The sequence below is a fragment of the Promicromonospora kroppenstedtii DSM 19349 genome, assembly GCF_000515355.1.
Lineage (GTDB): Bacteria > Actinomycetota > Actinomycetes > Actinomycetales > Cellulomonadaceae > Promicromonospora > Promicromonospora kroppenstedtii.
Map to the genome: position 1 here is coordinate 226,609 of NZ_KI911686.1, position 20,289 is coordinate 246,897.

Here is a 20,289-nt window from a genome sequence, read left to right on the forward strand (position 1 = left end):
GGCGGAGCCGCCCCCGGGCGTGACCCCCGGCGCCGCGCAGCGGGCCGCCTCCGTCGGGGACGCCCCGGCCGACGACATGCCCCTGGACGACCACGACGGCCAGACCATGATGTCGTCCGACATCGCCGCGCTCCGCAAGGCCGCGGGCGCCGTCGTGCCCAAGTTCTCGGCGGGGATCCTGCCGGGCGGGCCGCAGATCCTGGGCCTGCTGTGCCCCGACGGCCACCCCAACCCGCCCACGCACGACCGCTGCCGCACCTGCGGCGCAGAGCTCGGCGGCGACGCCGAGCAGGTGCCGCGCCCGTCGCTCGGGCAGATGCTCGTCACCGGCGGTGTGCAGCCCGGCATCGGGGGCCCGCAGGTGGTCGAGCTGGACCGCCCGGTCATCGTGGGCCGGCGTCCGCGCACCAGCAACGCGTCGGCGGACCGCACTCCGCGCCTGGTCACCGTGGCCAGCCCGGACCAGGACATCTCGCGGTCGCACGTCGAGATCACCCTCGAGGAGTGGCACGTGCTGGTCGCGGACCTCGCGACCACCAACGGGACCACCCTCCTGCGCCCGGGGCAGCAGCCCCGGCGGCTGCACCCGAACGAGAAGGTGATCGTGGTCGAGGGCGACGTCGTGGACCTGGGCGACGGGGCGACCCTGACCTTCGAGGGCATCTGGTGAGGGCCTCGACCGACGAGTACCCCTCCACCATCGAAGAAGAAGGAGTGTTGTGAGCAGCAAGCGTGCGCCTTCCGCGCCGCCCCAGATCGCCGGGTTCGAGTACAAGAAGCTGATCGGTTCCGGCGGCTTCTCGGACGTGTTCCTCTACGAGCAGCAGCGACCCAAGCGGCTCGTCGCCGTCAAGGTGCTGCTCAAGGAGCACGCGAGCGACGCCCAGCGGGTCGCGTTCGACTCCGAGGCCGACCTGATGGCGGTCCTCGGGAACCACCCCTCGATCGTGACCATGTACGAAGCGAGCGTCGCCGACGACGGCCGCCCGTACCTGGCCATGGAATACTGCTCTCGCCCCAACCTGGGCGCGCGGTACCGGTCGGAGCGCTTCTCGCTGGCCGAGGCGCTGCGCACCACGATCCAGATCGCCGGCGCGGTCGAGACCGCCCACCGGCTCGGCATCCTGCACCGTGACCTCAAGCCCGCCAACATCCTGGTGACGCAGTTCGGGCACCCGGCGCTCACCGACTTCGGCATCTCGTCGACGGTCGACCAGGCCTCCGCCGCGGAGGGCATGTCCATCCCGTGGTCCCCGCCGGAGTCGTTCGGCGACCCGCCCGTGGCGGGCAAGACGACGGACGTCTGGGCGCTGGCCGCCACCTGCTACACGCTGCTGGCCGGCCGCACCCCGTTCGAGGTGCCGGGCGGCTCCAACACGTCCGCCGACCTGGTCGCGCGGATCGAGCAGGCGCCGCTGCCGCCCATCGGGCGCAACGACGTGCCGCCGTCGCTGGAGCAGGTGCTCCGCATCGCGATGGCCAAGCACCCCTCCTCGCGCTACCCGTCGGTACTGGCGTTCGCCCGAGCCCTGCAGCAGGTCCAGGTGGGCCTGGCGCGCGACATGACCCCCATCGACCTCCTCGACGAGACCGGTGCGGTCGCGGAGGAGGAAGAGGACGACGACGGTACGCGGCTGAAGAACGTGACGGCGATCGACCCGGGGCAGCGACCTGCTCCGGCGCAGTCGTCGGCCGTGGGCGGGACGTCGTCGGTCGGCTTCGCTCCCGCCACGCAGGGCACCCAGGGCACGTCCGGCTGGGCGCCCCAGGGTGGCACCGCGCCGGGCCGGTCGACGACCGTGCCCGCGGTCGACCTGCCGGTGGCCGCCGTCGGGTGGAACGCCCCGGCCGTCGAGGAGACCGTGCACCGGACGCGGGGACCCGAGGCCCCCGCGGAGGAGCCGCAGGCGGTCGAGCCCGAGAAGTCGTCCCCGTGGAGCACCATCGCGCTGATCGCCGGCGCCGTCGTGCTGGTGGCCGTCCTCGTCGTCGGCTGGATCGCGCTGAAGCCCGGCGCCGGGGAGCCCGAGGCGGAGCAGACCACGACCGTGGCCGGCGACCCGCCCCCGGCGCCCGGCGTCGGGTACGTGCCCCCGGTCCGTGACCTGGTGGGCAAGGCGGAGGGCAAGAACGCCGTCTTCACCTGGGAGCCGCCGAAATCCAGTGAGGAGGGCGACGAGTACGGGTACCGTGTGCTCTCGGCCACCGAGGAGAGCCGCTACGAGCCCGCCGTCGGCACCACCGTGACCGTGACCCGGCTCGAGGGCGAGCGGACGTGCCTCGAGGTCGTCGTGGTGCGTGCGGGCAAGCCGTCGGCGCAGCCGGAGCAGGCGTGCGTCGAGCTGGACTGACGTGCTCCGGTCGAGCGGCCGGCTGACAGGGACAGGGGAGAGGACGACGTGGGCGATCTCGCGCTGGAGTTCTGTGGCGAGTGGTTCGATCCTGCGCAGGCGGCGGACGGGTTCGACGTGGGCCGCGAGGGCGACCTCGCGATCGATGACAACCCCTACCTGCACCGTCGCTTCCTGCGCCTGACGCAGGAGGACGGGATCTGGTGGCTCTCGAACGTGGGCTCCCTGATCTCCGCGACGGTGTGCGACGCCGGCGGCGGGGTGCAGTCGTGGCTCCCGCCCGGCCACCGCCTGCCCATCGTCTTCCCCACCACCTCGATCGTCTTCACCGCCGGGCCCACCACCTACGAGCTGACGGCTCAGCTCACGGACGCCCCGTACCACGAGGTCCGGTCCGAGGACCCCGACACCGGTGCCACCACCATCGGCGCCATCAGCTTCACCACCAGCCAGAAGCAGCTCATCGTGGTGCTCGCCGAGCCCATGCTGCGCCGCGAGGGCACCGGCCTGAGCGAGATCCCGTCCAGCGCGGACGCGGCTCGCCGGCTGGGCTGGGCCACCACCCGGTTCAACCGCAAGCTCGACAACGTCTGCGAGAAGCTCGATCGCATCGGCGTCAAGGGACTGCGCGGCGGCCCCGGGGTGCTCGCCACGAACCGGCGTGCCCGGCTCGTCGAGTACGCGGTCGCCTCCCGCCTGGTGACACCCGCAGACCTTCCACTTCTCGACCTGAAGGACGACGCCTGACGTGCGTATCAAGCTGACGCTGAACAGACCCGACGAGTCCGGCGTGAACGTCGCGGTCACCGCCGACGCCACCGCGACGGTGCGCGACGTGGCCGAGGCCCTCTTCTCGGGCGACCCCACCCGCAACGGGGCCCCGGCGCCCGAGAACCTCTCCCTGCAGGTGGTCGGCGACGGGTCGACGAGCTTCACCAGCGGCCGCGTGCTGACCCCCACCAGCGACCTGGTCCAGGCGGGCCTGCGCTCGGGGTCCGTGGTCTCGATCGTGCGGGTCTCCGACCAGTTCGTGAACCCGGGGCAGGACCGCGGCACCGCCGTCGCACAGCTGCGCGTCCTGGACGGGCCCGACGCCGGGCGCGACTTCCCGCTGCCCGTCGGCACGTCCTACATCGGCCGTGACCGGGGCATGGACATCCGCCTCCAGGACGGCCAGGTCTCCAAGCGGCACGCCCGCGTCGTCGTGGGCGAGTCCATCGAGCTGCACGACCTCGCCTCGGCCAACGGCCTCGTCATGGGCGGCAAGCGGATGACGCGCGCCGTGCTGACGTCGTCCGACACCGTGACGCTCGGCGAGACCACGCTGTCGGTGGTGGCGCTGCACCGGTCGACGAACATCGCGCCGACCAGCCCGGTCGTCGAGTTCAACCGGTCGCCGCGCGTGGTCACCCGGTTCGGCGAGATCAAGATCAAGGCGCCCAAGCCGCCCAAGCCCCCGCAGCCGCAGCGCCTGCCGTGGCTGATGATGCTCGCGCCGATGGCGATGGGCGCCGTCATGTACTCGGTCACCCGCAACCCGATCTCGCTGATCTTCATGTTCATGAGCCCGGTGATGATGTTCGGGATGTGGATGGACCGGAAGATCTTCGGCAAGAAGCAGTTCAAGGAGGCGTCCGAGCAGTTCGAGCAGGCCGTCGTCGCGACGTCGGAGCGGATCGACCGCACGCACGCCGTCGAGCGGGCCGTCCGGCTCGCGGAGCTGCCCTCCCTCGCGGAGTCGCTCGACGCCGTACGCCGGCTCGGCGGGCTCATGTGGACCCACCGCCCCGAGCACCGGGGCTTCCTCTCGGTGCGGTTCGGGCTCGGCTCGGGCCCTGCCCGCACCCTGTTCGACGAGCCGCGCGAGAACGACGCGATCCCCGAGCACTGGCAGCGGGTGCTGGACCTGCAGGAGCAGTGCCTCACCATCCACGACGTGCCCATGGGCGCCGGGTTCCGGCACGGCGGCAACGTCGGCATCGCCGGACCGAGCGGCGTGGTCGAGCCGGTCGGCCGTTCCGTGCTCCTGCAGCTCGTCGCGCTCCACTCGCCGGCCGAGCTCGTCGTCACCGCGCTCACCTCCGCGCGCTCGCGCGCCGACTGGGAGTGGCTCGAGTGGCTGCCCCACACGGGCTCGCCGCACAGCCCGCTCGGCGCGTCGGACCACCTGGCCGACGACCCGGCGTCCGGTATCTCCCTGCTGACCCGGCTCGAGGAGCTCGTCGAGGCCCGCGGCGTCAGCCTCGACGGCAACGCGGCCCTCGTGGGCGAGCTCGACGCCGAGAAGACCCGCAAGGACCCGCCGCCCCCGCCCGTGCTGCCGTCCGTGGTCGTCCTCGTCGAGGACGACGCCCCGGTCGAGCGGGCCCGGCTCGTCCGCTTGGTCGAGCACGGCGCCGCCGCCGGCGTCCACGTGGTCTGGATCGCGCCCACGGTCGAGCAGCTCCCCGCGGCCTGCCGCACCTTCGTGCTCCTGGACCCGAACTCCACCGACAACGGCGCCATGACGGGCGAGGTGCACTACGGCCAGCTGGCCTACCCGGTGCGCTGCGACGTCGCCGACCTCGGCACCGCGCGCGAGGTGGCCCGGATCCTGTCGCCGGTGATCGACATCGGCGCGCCCACCGACGACGAGTCGGACCTGCCGCGGGCGGTCTCCTACCTGTCGCTGGCCGGCACGGGGCTCGGCAAGGACCCGGGCGGCGTGATCGAGCGGTGGCGGGAGAACCTGTCCCTCACCCCGCGTGACGGCTCCCCGCCGGTCCGGCGCAAGACGCCGACCAACCTGCGCGCGCTCGTCGGGCACGACGGCGTGGAGCCGTTCCACCTCGACCTGCGCACCCAGGGCCCGCACGCCCTCGTGGGCGGTACGACCGGTGCCGGCAAGTCGGAGTTCCTGCAGTCCTGGGTGCTCGGCATGGCGGCCGCGCACAGCCCCGACCGCGTGACGTTCCTGTTCGTGGACTACAAGGGTGGCGCCGCGTTCGCCGACTGCGTCAACCTGCCGCACACCGTCGGCCTGGTGACGGACCTGTCGCCGCACCTCGTGCGGCGCGCGCTGTCCTCGCTGCGCGCGGAGCTGCACTACCGCGAGCACCTGCTGAACCGCAAGAAGGCCAAGGACCTGGCGTCCCTGGAGCGCACGGGCGACCCCGAGGCACCGCCGAGCCTGATCATCGTGGTCGACGAGTTCGCGGCCCTGGTCGGCGAGGTCCCGGAGTTCGTGGACGGCGTCGTCGACGTCGCCCAGCGTGGCCGCTCGCTCGGCCTGCACCTGATCCTGGCGACGCAGCGCCCCGCCGGTGTCATCAAGGACAACCTGCGCGCCAACACGAACCTGCGCATCGCGCTGCGCATGGCTGACGAGCACGACTCCAAGGATGTGCTCGGGGACGAGATGGCGGCGCACTTCTCGCCGTCGATCCCGGGCCGCGGCGCCGCGAAGACCGGCCCCGGCCGGCTCACCACGTTCCAGACCGGCTACGCCGGTGGCTGGACCACGGACGAGCCGGAACGCTCCTCGCTGGACATCGAGGAGATGGACTTCGGCACCGGCCGCCGCTGGGAGCTGCCCGCGCCCGAGGTGATCGAGGACCGCGACCCCGGCCCCAACGACATCGCGCGCGTGGTCAGCACGATCCGCCGCGCGGCGAACGACGCGGGCGTCCCGGCGCCCCGCAAGCCGTGGCTGCCGGAGCTGGCGCCTACGTACGACCTGGCGCTGCTGCCCAACCGGCGCACCGACTCCCAGCTCGTGCTGGGCGTGCTGGACAACCCGCCGGCCCAGGCCCAGCCGACCGTGCACTACGAGCCGGACAGCGACGGCAACCTCGCCATCTACGGCACCGGCGGCACCGGCAAGAGCACCACGATGCGCACGATCGCGGTCTCCGCGGGCCTGACGCACCGCGGTGGCCCCGTGCAGGTCTACGGCATCGACTGCGGCTCCGGCGGTCTGTCGATGCTGGAGAACCTGCCGCATGTGGGCGCGATCATCGCGGGCGACGACGAGGAGCGCGTCGGCCGCCTCCTGCGCCGCCTGCGCGACACGCTGGACCAGCGGGCCGACCGCTACGCCGCCGTGCGCGCCTCGACCATCGAGGAGTACCGCCGCCTGGCGAACAAGCCCGACGAGCCGCGCATCATCGTGCTCGTCGACGGCATCGGCGCGTTCCGCGACGCCTATGAGAACATCACGGCCCGCGGCTTCTCGATCTTCGGTACGTTCACGCAGCTCGCGACCGACGGCCGCCCCGTCGGCATCCACCTCGTCATGAGCGGCGACCGCGCCGTCTCCGTGCCGCCGTCGCTGGCCTCCACGGTCCAGAAGCGGATCGTGCACCGCATGGCGAAGGAGGACGACTACGTGATGCTGAACGTCCCGAAGGACGTCCTGACCCCGGCGTCCGCGCCGGGCCGGGCCATCATGTACGGCCAGGAGGCGCAGATCGCCGTGCTCGGCGGCGACTCCAACGGTGCGGTGCAGTCGCGCGAGCTCGCGCGACTGGAGCAGACGATGCGCTCGGTCGGCGGGGTGCCCCAGGCGCCCGGCGTCGAGCGGCTGCCCGAGTCGTTCACGCTGGAGCAGCTGCCCCAGCGTTCGGCGGAGCTGGCCACGATCGGCCTGCGGGACCTGGACATCGCCCCGATCGGCCTGCCGATGCGTGGCCCGCTCATGCTGGCGGGCCCGCCCGGCTCGGGCCGCACGACGGCGTTCGTGACGCTGGCGACCGCCCTGCGCAGGGCCGGCAGCGGGCGGCTCGTCTACCTCTCGTCGCGTCGGTCGAGCCTGTCCGTCATGGACCTCTGGGACATGTCGGCGCCCAGTCCCGAGGAGATCGTGGAGACCCTCAAGGACCTCACCGCGGCCCTCGAGAGCGATCGGCTGGCCCCGGGTACTCTCACCGTGATGATCGAGAACTACACCGAGCTCACGGGCACGCCCGCGGAGAAGCCGATGGAGGCCTTCGTCAAGCTCGCGTCCCGCAAGGACCAGCTCGTCATCGGTGAGTCGGAGTCGTCCACCTGGAGCAAGGCATTCACGCTCGCGGGCCCGTTCAAGTCCGGCCGCAACGGCCTCCTCCTGACCCCGGGGGACTCGGACGGCGAGACGCTCATGAACACCCCGCTCGGCCGCATCCGCCGCAAGGACTTCCCGCCGGGGCGCGGGTTCCTCGTCACGGCGGGCCGCGCAACCAAGATCCACGTCGCCCTCCCGGGGTGACGGGGCATGGGGAGTCCTCCCCATTCCACCGCGTCACGGGCCATGGAATAGTTCGTGACGTCGCAGAGACGGAGGTTGTCCGAGGGGGCAGCCACAGACAAAGGAGCTTGACATGGTCGCAGAGGGTGGCAACGTTTTCGGTCTTGATGTCGAGGCAGTCCGGAGCCTCGCCAACACGCTCCGTACCCAGGCCGAGGGCGTCCGTCAGGTCGTGACGACGATCACGAGCCAGATGGCCCAGACCCAGTGGAACGGTCAGGACGCCGTGCAGTTCCAGGAGGAGTGGGACGGCACCCACGCCGCCAAGCTCAACGAGATCGCCGCGGCGCTCGAGCAGTACGGCACGACGGCCGACAACAACGCTCAGATGCAGGACGAGACCTCGAGCGCGTACTGATCGAGCTCGAGCCTCTTCCAGAGGCCTGGCCCCGACAGAGGGCCGGTACCAAGGGGTGCGGGACCGACTACGGCCCGCACCCCTTGAGTCGTAAGGACAAAAGAATTTCTCGGTTGTACCCAGGCGAAGCCCGACGCCGTCACCGGCGGGACGTGAGGAGAACCAAGTGAGCGGGGGAATGGTCGGCGCCGACATCGAGGCGCTGCGTCTGCTTGCGGACAAGTTTGACGAGGGTAGCGACAGGCTCGAGAACATCGTCACCGTCGTGGAGTCGGCAGTCCCGCAGGACAGCGGCTGGAGCGGGCCGGACGCCGAGGGCTTCCGTCAGGAGTGGAGCGGCAGCCACCTGGTGCGGCTCCGGGAGACGGCGGCCGCGCTGGGCGAGGTGGCCGGCAAGGTGCGCTCCAACGCCGACGCGCAGGAGCAGACGTCGAGCGACTACTCCGGCATCGGCGGGGGCGGTATCGGCGGCACCGAGGTCGCCGGCGCGAGCGACGCCGGCGGCGGCCTCGGCATGTGGAGCGCGCTCGGGCTCAAGGCCTTCACCACGGGTCTGGCGGGGTGGAAGGCCTGGAAGACCGGGAGCGCCCTGCACGGGCTGCTCCAGGCGAACCGGCTCGGCAGCGCGGCGGCCATCGCGGACGCGACGACCGAGGTCTACCGCGGTGCGGGTGGCCTCGTGGGGCGTACCGCGTCCAGCATCGGCGTGGCCGAGGACTTCGGCATGCTCGCCAAGCTGGGCAGCGCGAGCCGCCTGGTGGGCGGCATCGGCGGTGTGTTCGGCGTCGTCGGCGGCTTCAACCAGATGTTCAACACCCAGTACGACGGCGTGCGGGGCGGTGTCGACCGGGTCATGGGTGGTGTGTCGGTCATCGGTGGCGCCGGTGGTATCGCGATGGCGCTCGGTGGCGCCGCGATGCTCGGTCCGGTGGGCGTCGGGATCGTTGTCGGCGCCGGTGTGGTTGCCGGTGCCTGGGCCCTGGGCAATATGGTGTACGACAACTGGGACTCGATCTCGGGTGCAGCGAGCGACGCCTGGAACTGGGCGGGCGATCGGGTCGGCGACATCGGTGAGGGGATCGGCAACATGGCAGACGCGGCAGGGGATGTCGTATCCGACGTCGGCGATGCGGTAGGGGACGGCCTCTCGGCCGCCGGTGACTTCGTAGGAGGGCTGTTCAGTTGAGCGAGCAGACGATGAACTTCACCAAGGCCGACTACGAGGCGGCCATCGCTGTGCTCGGGCGCGCCGAGGAGGGCAAGCCCGTCGGGATCGTCAACCTGACCGACGAGCAGGTCATGGTCCTCGACGGTGTCCACGCGGTCCAGCCCACGCCGATGCCGTGGCTCGAGACCCAGGGCGAGATCGACAAGGAGCTCGTCGGCAAGGTGGCGCTCCGCGCGCTTCTCGGCCAGGGCTACGTCGTGCCCGCCAGCCGCGGTGAGGGCCAGGAGGTGGGGATCGACGCGATCCCTGAGCTCACCGGCACGCTGGTGCTGCGACGCACCCCGCAGGCGATCCTCTCGATCGAGCGGGTCACCTCGCTCGGCCGGCACTGGGTGTTCTGCTACCTGCACGAGGGCTACGGGATCCTGGAGGAGGAGGTCGCGACCAGCGGCCACCACACCTTCTCGGTGTATCCCGAGGCCTTCCTCGGGGAGCGGCTGGAGAAGTTCCTCGACCCCACGTCCGCCGCGATCATGGCGGGCAAGCCGCGTACGTTCACCGTGCCGGAGTTCGAGGCGGCGGGTCCGACCCTGCCCGAGCTGTCCGAGGCGCTCACGGTCTGCGTCCTGAGCGCAGTGAAGGTCAACGACGACATGGTGCGCAACGTGACCGTGTACTCCGGACCGCGCGGTGTGTTCACCCTGCAGGGTGACGTCCGCGACGGCGTGGACGACCACCTGGTGCTCACCGAGGTGGGGGCGGGCGTCGTCCGCGGCCTCCCCGGGAAGCTGCTCGCCGCATGAGCGCTGCGGGAACGACTTCGGTCACCGGGGACCGCGTCCCCCGCAAGGCCCGCAGGATCGCCGCCGAGCTCCCCGAGCTCGGCGGCATCCGCCATGTGGAGGCCAACCCGCCGTCGCCCACCGCGTGGTGGGTCGCGGTCGGGGTCGCCGTGCTCTTCACCGTGGTCATCTCCCTCGGTACCGGCGGCATCGTCGGTGCGGTCGTGCTGATCCCGGCCTGGGTGGTGATCGGCTGGATCGTCCTCGGGTACATGGGGTCGGAGAAGGTGGTCGTGCTCGACCGCGGGCTGCTCATCGGCTCGTTCGCGCCGGGCCTGAAGCCGCGCGTCGTGCCGTTCGACCGGTTCGAGGTCGACTCGATCACCGCCGTGCGTCCGGGCTTCAAGCTCGCCGACATGCTCCGCGGCCGCACGCGCCTGACCACCGGTCGCACCGCGGTGTGGGCCTGGAACGGGGTGGCCTTCGTGGCCGCGCTGGGCCCCGTCGCGCAGCGGAGCTACGTCGACGCCGCAGGGACGTTCCGCGCGGAGGACCCGGCGCGACGCGAGCGGGTCGTGTGGTGGTTCGGCACCTGGCGGCAGCCCGACCGGCTGGTGGGCGCGCTGGAGTCCGCTCTGGTGGACCTGGGACAGCCCGTGGCCGGTCTCTCGCAGCAGGTGCTGCCGCTGGTGCGGATCAGCGGGCGGCCGGCCGACGCCGCCACGCAGGTGCCCCGGCTGGTGGCGGCGCTGGAACGCGCGTAGTGGGCGACGAGAGCAGGGTCATCAGGTGGAGTCTCGGGACAGGCCTCGGGCTCTTCGGCGTGGTCGTCTTCGCCAGGTCGTTCGACCTCATCACCGTGGCGGTGATCGCCGGCCTGCTGGGCCTGCTCGCGCTCGGCTTCGCAGGGTACGGAGCGCTGGACCAGGCGGCCGAGCGTGCCGGCCTCCGCCGACGTGCCCGCAAGGTCCAGCGGGAGCGCGAACAGGGCCGTTGAGCCCACGACGCGAGGATTCTCACAGGAACCCCACGTCCACCCCCTGAACCTGGGGTGAGGTGGGCCTTACCCGGTCGGTAGACTCGGAAGCGGCCTTCGCTTCCCTTGTCCTCGACCGGAAGGCGCCCCTTCGTGAGCACCACCCGACCCTTGCGCGTCGCCGTCGTCGGCGCCGGCCCCGCCGGCATCTACGCGAGCGACATCCTGTCCAAGACCGACCTCGACGTGAGCATCGACCTGTTCGAGCGCCTGCCGGCGCCGTTCGGCCTCGTGCGGTACGGCGTGGCCCCGGACCACCCGCGCATCAAGCAGATCATCGTCGCGCTCCACAAGGTGCTCAGCCGCGGAGACATCCGCCTGCTGGCCAACGTGGACTACGGCGTGGACCTGAAGCTCGAGGACCTGCGCCAGTTCTACGACGCGGTGATCTTCTCCACCGGGTCGATCAAGGACGCCGAGCTGAACATCCCGGGCATCGACCTGGACGGCTCGTACGGCGCCGCCGACTTCGTGTCCTGGTACGACGGCCACCCCGACGTGCCGCGCACCTGGCCGCTGGAGGCGCAGCAGGTGGCCGTGATCGGCGCCGGCAACGTGGCGCTCGACGTGGCCCGCATCCTCGCCAAGCACGCGAAGGACCTGCTGCCCACCGAGATCCCGGCCAACGTGCACGAGCTCCTGGAGAAGTCCCCGGTCACCGACGTGCACGTGTTCGCGCGCCGCGGCCCGGCGCAGGTCAAGTTCTCGCCGCTGGAGCTGCGCGAGCTGGGCCACGTGCCCGACGTCGACATCGTCGTGTACCCGGAGGACTTCGACTTTGACGAGGGCTCCGAGGCGGCGATCAACTCGTCCAACCAGACCAAGCAGGTCGTCAAGACCCTCGTGGACTGGACGCTCAAGGACCCCGCGCAGAACACGGCGTCGCGCCGCCTGCACCTGCACTTCCTGCACGCCCCGGCCGAGGTGCTCGGCGAGGACGGCAAGGTGGTCGGGTTCCGCACGGAGCGCACCGCCCTGCAGGGCGACGGCACCGTCAAGGGCACCGGCGAGTTCACCGACTGGCCCGTGCAGGCCGTGTACCGCGCCGTCGGCTACTTCGGTTCCTCCCTGCCGGAGATCCCGTACGACGACGTCAAGGGCGTCATCACCAACCGCGAGGGCCGCGTCGTCGACATCGACGGCAACCAGGTCCCGGGCGTGTACGCGACCGGCTGGATCAAGCGCGGCCCGGTGGGCCTGATCGGCCACACCAAGTCCGACGCGTCGGAGACCATCCGGCACCTCGTCGAGGACGTCACCGGTGTGGCGGACGGCGAGGCTCCCGGCGACCTGACGGGCGGGCGCACCGCCCCGCAGGGCACGCCTGAGGCCGTCACCGAGTTCCTCGCCGGCAAGGGCGTCGACTACATCGAGTGGTCCGGCTGGGAGCTCCTGGACGCCCACGAGCGGGCACTCGGCGAGGCCGTCGGCCGCGAGCGGATCAAGGTCGTCCCCCGCGACGAGATGGTCAGCATCAGCCGCCGCTCGTAGGCTGCTCACCGCGGACATCCAGCAACCGTGCCCGGAAGACCCAGGTCTTCCGGGCACAGTTGCGGGTGGGCGCCGGACCTCCAGGGAACCCCGGACCGGGCTGGCGCGTTCGGGTGGGAGGAAAGGAGTGCGATGCACAGGCACTACAACGGGCTGAAGACCGCCGCGCTGTTCGGCGGCATGTGGGCCGTGATCCTCGGGCTCTGGGCGCTCTTCGGGGCCAGGTCAAGCTTTCTGTGGATCTTCGTGGCCATCGGGCTGGTGACCACGGCCTACGGGTACTGGAACTCCGACAAGCTCGCCATCCGTGCGATGCACGCGTACCCGGTGACGGAGCTGCAGGCGCCGGAGATGCACCGCATCGTGCGTGAGCTCTCCACGGCGGCTCGCCAGCCGATGCCGCGGCTCTACATCTCGCCGACCAAGGCGCCCAACGCGTTCGCCACCGGCCGCAACCCGCAGAACGCCGCCGTGTGCTGCACCGAGGGCATCCTCGGGCTGCTCAACGAGCGCGAGCTGCGCGGAGTGCTGGGCCACGAGCTGATGCACGTCTACAACCGCGACATCCTGACGTCGTCGGTGGCCTCCGCGCTCGCCGGCGTCATCACGGCCCTGGCGCAGTTCCTGCTCTTCTTCGGCGGCGGCGACCGCCGCGAGGGCGGCAACCCGCTGGCGGCGCTCGCCATGGCCCTCCTCGCCCCGATCGCGGCCATGCTCATCCAGATGGCGATCTCTCGCACCCGTGAGTACGACGCCGACGAGGACGGCGCCCGGCTGACGGGTGACCCGCTGGCGCTCGCGTCCGCGTTGCGCAAGCTGGAGCAGGGTACGCAGCGCGCCCCGCTGCCGCAGGACCGCGACCTGACCAACGTGTCGCACCTGATGATCGCCAACCCGTTCCGCGGCGCCGGCATCGGCCGCCTCTTCGCCACGCACCCGCCGATGCCGGACCGCATCCGCAGGCTTGAGGCCATGGCGGGCGGCCCTGGCGGCGGCTACAACCCGGGCGGCCCGACGTCCGGCCCGGACTGGGGCACCCCGCCCGGGATGCTCTGACACCACCCGCCCACCGTCGGCGCGAACGTCGGCGCCTCACCCGCGCAAAGCATTCGTCGCGGTCGGCGGGTGCGGATACGGTGAGCAGATTCCGACCGGGCGTGCAGGGGCGCCCGGGTTGTTACGCAGAAGGAGCACCACACATGGCCGACTCGTCGTTCGACATCGTCAGCAAGGTCGACCGCCAGGAGGTCGACAACGCGCTGAACCAGGCCGCCAAGGAGATCTCGCAGCGGTACGACTTCAAGAACGTCGGCGCCTCGATCACCTGGAGCGGCGAGAGCATCGTCCTCGTCGCCAACTCGTCGGAGCGCGTGCTCGCGGCCCTCGACGTCTTCGAGACCAAGCTGGTCAAGCGCGGTATCTCGCTCAAGTCGATCGACGTGGGCGAGCGCGAGCCGAAGCCGTCCGGCAAGGAGTACCGCCTCGCGGCGACCCTCAAGGAGGGCCTGGCGGGGGAGTCCGCCAAGAAGGTCACCAAGATCATCCGCGAGGAGGGCCCCAAGGGCGTCAAGACGCAGATCACCGGTGACGAGGTCCGGGTGACCAGCAAGTCCCGCGACCAGCTCCAGGAGGTCATGGGCCTGCTCAAGGGCTCGGACCTGGACTTCGCGCTGCAGTTCACGAACTACCGCTGACGGCTCCGGGGACGGGCGGCCACCGGTTCTCCGCTGACCGCCCGTTCGCCCTGTGCCCAGTCCTCCGCGGTCTCAGCCGCGCGTTCCGAGCTCCACTGCCAGCTCCATGCAGCGCAGGCGGGCCGGGGAGAAGTCGTAGGGCATCTTCCCGACGGCCTCGAACGCACTCATCGACCTCTGCCCGCCGTCCGGGATCTCGCCGGCGTCCCAGGACTCGAAGAGCGCGTCGTCGCTCTCGTCCAGCCCGGCCTCCTCCATGGCGGCCGCCAGCACTCGTTCGAACGCATGCCGTTCGGCGGCCACCCGGGCCACCCGGGGGTCGTCGACGGCGACGGTGTCGTCCAGTGCCTCCTCGGCGGCGTCGACCCGGTCGGACGCCGCCCGTAGCTCCGGATCGGCGGCCAGGACGAGGAACCGGCCGGCCTGCACCGCCGCCCCGAGCGGGCCGAAGATCCGCTCGGTGACCAACAGGGTGTCCAGGTCCGCCTGGCGCAGCGCCCCCTCCGGCAGGTCCGAGAGGCGGCTGGTGACGACGTCGGCGAGCAGGCCTGCCCGGCTGCCCTGGGCGCGCATGCGCTGCACGGCCGCCCGCTGCCGGCCCAGCTCTGCCTCCTGGGCGACCAGGGTCTCGTCCAGCCGTTCCAGGACGGCCGCGATGCCGTCGTCGTCGGGACCGGCAGGAGTGGAGCCGAAGGCGTCGCGGATGTCGTCGAGCGCGATCCCGGCGTCGGCCATCCTGCGGATCCACAGCAGCCGGATCATGTCCTCGTAGCCGTAGCGGCGCCGGTCGTCGCCGCCCCGCTCCGGCTCGGGGAGCAGGCCCATCTCGTGGTAGTGCCGGATCGCGCGCGGCGTGGTGCCGGCGAAGGCCGCCGCGTCACCGATCTTGACCTGGCGGGGCGGGACGAAGGACGGGTGCATGAGTGGAGCCTTCCTCGGAGCGGGACGTAGGTCCACCGGACCACATGCCGCTACGAGAGGTGCAACTCCGGTTACCCGAGAGCTGGCGCGGGCGAGAACTCGCGCAGCTCCTCGCGGCCGCCGCGGACGACGAGGCACGTGGACTCCGGCACCTCGCGCCAGGCTCCGCGCAGGTCCCCGAGCGGCTCGGACACCACGAGCCGTGCGTCGTCGGACAGCCCGTGCAGTACGGGGTTGTCGGGGTACTGGTGGCGGAGCGTCGAGATGTCGGTGCTGTGGAACAGCGACCGGGACTCGCCCACGCTGGAGTACCGGAACGCCCACGTGGTCGCGCCGTCGGTGGTGGCCACCGTCATCTGGATCGGGTGCTCGACGCCGTGGCGCCGCCCCGTCTCCTCGATGAGGCCGACCGCTCGGGCCACCGCTCCGGGTGGATCGTCCTCGAGCCCGAACGTGAGGGCCAGGTAGAAGAAGAGCTCGGAGTCCGTCGACCCCTCGATCTCCGGGTAGAGGGCGGGAGCGACGGCCAGCATCAGGTCCCGCTTCACCGCCCGGAACTCGGCGATGGACCCGTTGTGCATCCAGAGCCAGCGGCCGTGCCGGAACGGGTGGCAGTTGGCCTGCTGCACGTCCGTGCCGGTCGAGGCCCGGATGTGGGCGAAGACCCGCCCGGCGGCCGAGTGGGCCGAGATCTCCCGCAGGTTGCGGTCGTTCCAGGCCGGCTCGGTGCTGTGGTAGATGCCCGGCTCCTCCAGGGCGCCGTACCAGCCGACGCCGAAGCCGTCACCGTTTATGGTCTCCGCGCCCAGCCGGGAGTGCCTGCTCTGCACCACCAGAGAGTTCTCCGGCTTGTAGAGCAGATCCTCCAGGAGGACGGGCGATCCCGAGTACGCGAGCCAACGACACATCTCGACCTCACTCTCGGGGCCACCATGCGTCACTGGCCGACCGGGCACGTCATCCGAATCGGGTGAGGTCGAGCGTGCTCCAGGTCGCCGTCACGGCGTGTCCCTCCGTGACGGCGACCCGGGTCGGTCAGCCGACGCTCACCGGCTCCGCGACCCGCTCGGCGTCCGACGACGCGGCAGGCGTCGGGTGCGCGAGCGACAGCCCCTGGCCGCGCCGTCGGAACAGCAGGGCCGACAGCACCGCGCCGACGGCGAAGAAGCCGGCGCCCCACCAGTACGCGGTGGAGTAGCTCTCGATCGCGGCCTGGGCGCCGACCGCCGCGGTCATCGGTGTGTGGGCCGCGAGGTAGTCGGCCGCGGCGGTGGCGGCCAGCGTGTTGAGCAGCGCGGTGCCGATGGAGCCACCGACCTGCTGGCTCGTGTTCACCATGGCCGACGCGACGCCGGCGAACTCCCGGTCCACGCCAAGCGTGGCGGTCTGCATCGACGCGGGCATGATCGTGCCCATCGCGAAGCCGATGACCATCAGGCCGGGCATGACGTGCCCGGCGTACGTGCTCGAGGCGTCCAGGAACGTGAGGTCGATCATGCCGATCGCACCCAGGGTCATGCCGATCGGCACGAGCAGCTTGGGTCCGAAGCGCGGCACGAGCACGTTGGTGCCGAGCTGCGCGGCGAGGATCAGCATGCCGATCATGGGCAGGAACGCCAGGCCCGTGCGGATCGGCGTGTAGCCGAGCGTGAGCTGCAGGTAGTACGTGACGAACAGGAAGATGCCGAACATGCCTGCGCCGGCGATCAGCACCGAGAGGTATGCGGCGCCTCGGTTCCGGTCGAGCACGATCTTCAGCGGCAGCAGGGGGTGCGCCGCACGCGTCTGCCAGAAGGCGAAGGCCACGAGCAGTACGCCGGCCGCGGTGAGCAGGCCCCACGTCAGGGGCGCGTCCCAGCCGCCGGTCTCGGCGTTCGAGAAGCCGTAGACCAGGCCGAACAGTGCGCCCGAGACGAGTAGCGTGCCGGGGACGTCCAGCCGCGGCCGCGGGCCGCTGCGGGCGACGCGCGGGATGAAGACGAAGGCGCCGACCAGCGCGATCGCGGCGATGAGGACGTTGATGTAGAGGTTCCAGCGCCAGTCGAGCGACTCGGTGAGCACGCCGCCGAGCAGCAGCCCGACGGCGCCGCCGGCCCCGGCGATGGCGCCGAAGACGCCGAACGCGCGGGCGCGCTCCCGCGGGACGGTGAAGGTGGTGGTGAGCACGGCGAGTGCCGTGGGGGCGAGCAGCGCGCCGAACGCGCCTTGCAGCGCGCGGGCGGCCACGAGCAGCTCGAAGGAGCCGGCGGCGCCGCCCAGGGCCGAGGCGAGGGCGAACCCGATGAGCCCGATCACGAAGGTGCGCTTGCGGCCGATGAGGTCGGAGAGGCGGCCGCCGAGCAGCAGGAGGCTCGCGAACGTGAGGGAGTACGCGGTGATGACCCACTGGCGCTGACCGTCGGAGAAGCCGAGGTCGGCCTGGGCCGAGGGAAGGGCGATGTTCACGACGGTCGCGTCGAGCACCACCATCAGCTGGGCGAGCCCGACCACGACGAGCGTGATCCAGCGACGACTGTCCGTCGCGGGGGTTGAAGTCTGGGACATGCTTCGCAGCATATACGGAACTGATGAGTTCCGGATACAGTTGGTTCAGTATTAACCCGCGGGTAAGGTCGGACAGTGCAGAGAGGAGGACGACGGCGATGACGCAGGTCGACCAGACGGAGGCGAAGCCCCGTCTCGGACGCAAGAGGGACCACACCCGCGACCCCGAGATCCTGGACGCCGCGCTTGACGTGCTGTCCGAGTCCGGGTACGACGGGATGACCATCGACATGGTCGCGACGCGGGCCAAGGCCGGGAAGGCGACCGTCTACCGGCGGTGGTCGTCCAAGGCCGAGCTCGTGCTCGATGCCGTCGCCTGCATGAAGTCGAACGAGTTCGACCTCGACGACCTGCCCGACACCGGCACGCTGCGCGGTGACCTCGTCGCGATGATCAGGACGCCGAGCATCCGGGCCGCCGAGCGCAAGCTCAAGGTGATGGCGGGGATCGTGTCCATGATCGCCCGCAGCCCCGAGCTCGCCAGCGCGGCGCGCGCGGCGCTCGTCGAGCCGCGGGCCTCGGTCAACCGGGTCCTCTTCCAGCGCGCGATCGACCGCGGTGAGATCCCGGCCGACGCCGACATCGAGCACCTCTGCATGATCGGTCCCGCGATGGTCGCGTACCGCCTGCTCATGCTGGGCAGGCCGGTCGACCGCGAGTTCCTGATCTCGAACATCGACAAGGTGATCCTGCCCGCCGCCGGCATCCGGACCGAGCCGTGACCGGTCTGCCCCGGGTCGTCGCGACCGACCTCGACGGCACGCTCCTGCGCAGCGACGGCAAGGTCTCCGACCGCACCCGCCAGGTCCTCGCCGACCTGGACGCCGCGGGCGTCGAGGTCGTCTTCGTCACCGCCCGCCCCCCGCGCTGGCTCGACCACCTCGCCGACACCGTGGGCGGCCACGGCCGCGTCATCTGCATCGGCGGGGCGTGTGTGCTCGACCTCGCCTCCGGCGAGACCCTGGAGATCTGCGGGTTCGACGACGACGCCGTGCGCGCCGTCGTGACCGGCATCCGCACCGCGCTGCCCCACGCGGCCCTCGCCTTCGAGCGCCCCGACGGCGTCGCGTTCGACCCGGCCTACCCGAAGCGGGAGCCCGCGCTGGACCCCGGCCTGTGGTCGGTACCGGTCGAGGACACGCTGGGCACGCTCGGCGCTCGCGGCCCGGTCTCCAAGATCCTGGCGCTCGACCCCGCGCGCATACCGCCGCCGGGCATCCTCCTGGACCCGCCGGAGGACATCCGGCTGGCACAGGAGGAGTTCTTCACCGCCATCCGCGCCGCCGTGGGGGAGTACGCGCACCTGGCGTACTCCGGCGCTGTCGGCCTCGCCGAGCTCATGCCGCCCGGCGTCGACAAGGCCGCCGCGCTGGCCCGCTGGTGCACGCGCCTCGGCGTCGACGCCGCCGACGTCTGGGCGTTCGGTGACATGCCGAACGACCTGCCGATGCTCACCTGGGCGGGCCGCGGCATCGCGGTGGCCAACGCCCACGCGGACGTGCTGGCCTGCGCGGACGCCGTCGTCGGGCACCACGACGCCGACGGCGTCGCCGAGGAGCTCGCGACCCTGCTCGCCCGCGCCTAGGCCGGCTCGTCCAGGAGGGGACTGAGGTGGCGCGTGCCCAGGGCGCGCGTCGCCTGCTTCGCGCCCGCTCCGAGGCACTCCGCGGTGCCCGCCCCGCCCAGGTGGGCCGCGAAGAACCCGGCGAAGAACGCGTCGCCGGCGCCGTTGGTGTCCAGCACCTCGGTGGGCTCCGCCGCCGTCTCGAACCAGCCGTCGGCCGTGCGCGCCACGGCGCCCCGCGCGCCGAGCGTGCACACCACCGTGCTCGCGCCCCGCTCCAGAAGCGCAGTCATGAGTGCGCGGTGGTCGTCCGTACCGTCGTCGTTGAGGAAGACGAACGAGCACGCGTCGGCGAACGGCCGGTGGAACTCGGCCGCGCCGTCGTAGTCGTGCAGGTCGGTCCAGAGCGTGGCGCCGCCCGCCACGGCGGCCGGCAGCAGCGCCTGCCCGACCGCGCTCAGGTCCAGCACCACGTGCTCCGCGGCCGACATGCGCGCGACCGCCGTGGCGTCCGGCTCCGGCGACGCCTCGGGCACCGCCAGGTAGATCGAGAGGCGCTCGCCGGCATCGGTCATCAGGTTCAGGTGCTGCTCCGACGGCCCGGCCACGCGCCGCGCGAGAACCTCCGCACCCCGCGCGCGCCCCAGCGCGGTCAGGATCAGGTCCGCCTCGGGATCCGTCCCGACGTCGGCCACGAGCGTGCTCGCCACGCCCAGGTCGGCCAGGTTCAGGATCTTGCCGGCGCTCGTCCCGCCCAGCGTGCGCACCGACCCGCGCGCGGACAGGGTGTGCGGGCGCGGGTCGGGCAGGCGGTCGAGCCGGACCATGGTGTTCCAGGTCGCGGGCCCGGCCACGACGGTGCGAGGAGAGTTCATGCGCACACCCTCCCATCTGCTGAAGGACGGGCGTCAGGCACCGCCGGTGTCGGCTGCGCCTCCGGCTCGGCCGAGGAGCAGCACGTGCGCCCCGGCGACGGTGGCCGGGTCGCCCATCATGTCGACGGCAGCGATCTGCCCGTCGTGCACCACCACGGCGAACAGCCCGCGCGGCGTGCCGCCCGGCGCGTACGCGAACCCGACGGAGCCGTCGATGAGCGCGGGCACCGCCCCGCCCGCCC

Annotated in this window: 18 protein-coding genes and 1 pseudogene; 14 read left to right on the forward strand and 5 right to left on the reverse strand. The window is 71.8% G+C overall.

The annotated features are described in order from the left end of the window. The 12 genes from PROKR_RS15630 to PROKR_RS15685 form a co-directional block, all read left to right on the forward strand. On the forward strand, nt 1-670 hold a 670-nt coding region (locus tag PROKR_RS15630), incomplete at its 5' end, for an FHA domain-containing protein (protein WP_157602158.1). A 49-nt stretch (nt 671-719) separates the two neighbouring features. Beyond that, on the forward strand, nt 720-2,351 hold the full coding sequence (locus PROKR_RS15635) for a serine/threonine-protein kinase (protein WP_036964551.1): 1,632 nt from the start codon (nt 720-722) through the stop codon (nt 2,349-2,351). A gap of 48 nt (nt 2,352-2,399) precedes the next feature. Then, nucleotides 2,400-3,098, forward strand: coding sequence for a hypothetical protein (locus PROKR_RS15640; RefSeq protein ID WP_020016060.1), 699 nt, complete (start codon nt 2,400-2,402; stop codon nt 3,096-3,098). Between the two features lies 1 nt (nt 3,099). After that, the gene (locus PROKR_RS15645; RefSeq protein WP_036964552.1) at nt 3,100-7,575 is read left to right on the forward strand and encodes a type VII secretion EssC family protein; all 4,476 of its coding nucleotides are present in this window, start codon (nt 3,100-3,102) and stop codon (nt 7,573-7,575) included. 112 nt (nt 7,576-7,687) lie between these two features. After that, entirely contained in the window at nt 7,688-7,972 is a 285-nt protein-coding gene (locus tag PROKR_RS15650; protein ID WP_020016062.1) for a WXG100 family type VII secretion target, read from the forward strand. 166 nt (nt 7,973-8,138) lie between these two features. Then, nucleotides 8,139-9,158: a WXG100 family type VII secretion target gene (locus tag PROKR_RS15655; protein ID WP_157602135.1), complete on the forward strand. Its 1,020-nt coding sequence runs from the start codon at nt 8,139-8,141 to the stop codon at nt 9,156-9,158. Continuing rightward, entirely contained in the window at nt 9,155-9,943 is a 789-nt protein-coding gene (locus PROKR_RS15660) for a hypothetical protein (RefSeq protein WP_036964554.1), read from the forward strand. Before PROKR_RS15655 ends, PROKR_RS15660 begins: the two co-directional genes overlap by 4 nt. Continuing rightward, entirely contained in the window at nt 9,940-10,686 is a 747-nt protein-coding gene (locus PROKR_RS15665; RefSeq protein WP_036964555.1) for a hypothetical protein, read from the forward strand. Before PROKR_RS15660 ends, PROKR_RS15665 begins: the two co-directional genes overlap by 4 nt. Then, entirely contained in the window at nt 10,686-10,919 is a 234-nt protein-coding gene (locus PROKR_RS15670) for a hypothetical protein (protein WP_036964556.1), read from the forward strand. Before PROKR_RS15665 ends, PROKR_RS15670 begins: the two co-directional genes overlap by 1 nt. A 132-nt stretch (nt 10,920-11,051) precedes the next feature. Then, entirely contained in the window at nt 11,052-12,449 is a 1,398-nt protein-coding gene (locus tag PROKR_RS15675; RefSeq protein ID WP_036964557.1) for an FAD-dependent oxidoreductase, read from the forward strand. A gap of 132 nt (nt 12,450-12,581) precedes the next feature. Then, the gene (gene htpX / locus PROKR_RS15680) at nt 12,582-13,505 is read left to right on the forward strand and encodes a zinc metalloprotease HtpX (protein WP_036964558.1); all 924 of its coding nucleotides are present in this window, start codon (nt 12,582-12,584) and stop codon (nt 13,503-13,505) included. Nucleotides 13,506-13,648: 143 nt separating this feature from the next. Beyond that, nucleotides 13,649-14,143 carry a YajQ family cyclic di-GMP-binding protein gene (locus PROKR_RS15685; RefSeq protein WP_036964559.1) on the forward strand — a complete coding sequence of 165 codons (495 nt, stop codon included), beginning with the start codon at nt 13,649-13,651 and terminating at the stop codon, nt 14,141-14,143. A gap of 72 nt (nt 14,144-14,215) precedes the next feature. Here the strand turns inward: PROKR_RS15685 and PROKR_RS15690 are convergent, their stop codons facing one another. The 3 genes from PROKR_RS15690 to PROKR_RS15700 form a co-directional block, all read right to left on the reverse strand. Then, nucleotides 14,216-15,064, reverse strand: coding sequence for a MerR family transcriptional regulator (locus PROKR_RS15690; RefSeq protein ID WP_036964560.1), 849 nt, complete (start codon nt 15,062-15,064; stop codon nt 14,216-14,218). A 71-nt stretch (nt 15,065-15,135) separates the two neighbouring features. Beyond that, nucleotides 15,136-15,972 (reverse strand): class II glutamine amidotransferase, encoded by an 837-nt coding sequence (locus tag PROKR_RS15695; protein WP_036964561.1) that lies wholly within the window; start codon nt 15,970-15,972, stop codon nt 15,136-15,138. A 127-nt stretch (nt 15,973-16,099) separates the two neighbouring features. After that, nucleotides 16,100-17,608, reverse strand: a complete 1,509-nt coding sequence (locus tag PROKR_RS15700) for an MFS transporter (RefSeq protein ID WP_051433033.1) — start codon at nt 17,606-17,608, stop codon at nt 16,100-16,102. Nucleotides 17,609-17,706: 98 nt separating this feature from the next. On the opposite strand from PROKR_RS15700, the gene PROKR_RS15705 reads away from it, so the two are divergent. After that, nucleotides 17,707-18,330: a TetR/AcrR family transcriptional regulator gene (locus PROKR_RS15705; RefSeq protein WP_036964562.1), complete on the forward strand. Its 624-nt coding sequence runs from the start codon at nt 17,707-17,709 to the stop codon at nt 18,328-18,330. Beyond that, on the forward strand, nt 18,327-19,193 hold the full coding sequence (locus PROKR_RS15710; protein WP_036964563.1) for an HAD family hydrolase: 867 nt from the start codon (nt 18,327-18,329) through the stop codon (nt 19,191-19,193). Before PROKR_RS15705 ends, PROKR_RS15710 begins: the two co-directional genes overlap by 4 nt. On the opposite strand, the gene PROKR_RS15715 is transcribed toward PROKR_RS15710, so the two are convergent. Further along, nucleotides 19,190-20,047, reverse strand: coding sequence for a carbohydrate kinase family protein (locus PROKR_RS15715; protein ID WP_036964564.1), 858 nt, complete (start codon nt 20,045-20,047; stop codon nt 19,190-19,192). The genes PROKR_RS15710 and PROKR_RS15715 overlap by 4 nt on opposite strands. A 33-nt stretch (nt 20,048-20,080) precedes the next feature. Further along, nucleotides 20,081-20,289 (reverse strand): annotated as a pseudogene (locus PROKR_RS15720) (hypothetical protein); the annotation flags it as partial.

Bases quoted from the DNA above. Each gene is read 5' to 3' on its own strand.
- PROKR_RS15695 (WP_036964561.1), bottom strand. From the start codon at position 15,972: ATGTGTCGTTGGCTCGCGTACTCGGGATCGCCCGTCCTCCTGGAGGAT.
- PROKR_RS15650 (WP_020016062.1), top strand. From the start codon at position 7,688: ATGGTCGCAGAGGGTGGCAACGTTTTCGGTCTTGATGTCGAGGCAGTC.
- PROKR_RS15685 (WP_036964559.1), top strand. From the start codon at position 13,649: ATGGCCGACTCGTCGTTCGACATCGTCAGCAAGGTCGACCGCCAGGAG.
- PROKR_RS15665 (WP_036964555.1), top strand. From the start codon at position 9,940: ATGAGCGCTGCGGGAACGACTTCGGTCACCGGGGACCGCGTCCCCCGC.
- htpX (WP_036964558.1), top strand. From the start codon at position 12,582: ATGCACAGGCACTACAACGGGCTGAAGACCGCCGCGCTGTTCGGCGGC.
- PROKR_RS15690 (WP_036964560.1), bottom strand. From the start codon at position 15,064: ATGCACCCGTCCTTCGTCCCGCCCCGCCAGGTCAAGATCGGTGACGCG.
- PROKR_RS15715 (WP_036964564.1), bottom strand. From the start codon at position 20,047: ATGAACTCTCCTCGCACCGTCGTGGCCGGGCCCGCGACCTGGAACACC.
- PROKR_RS15705 (WP_036964562.1), top strand. From the start codon at position 17,707: ATGACGCAGGTCGACCAGACGGAGGCGAAGCCCCGTCTCGGACGCAAG.
- PROKR_RS15700 (WP_051433033.1), bottom strand. From the start codon at position 17,608: ATGTCCCAGACTTCAACCCCCGCGACGGACAGTCGTCGCTGGATCACG.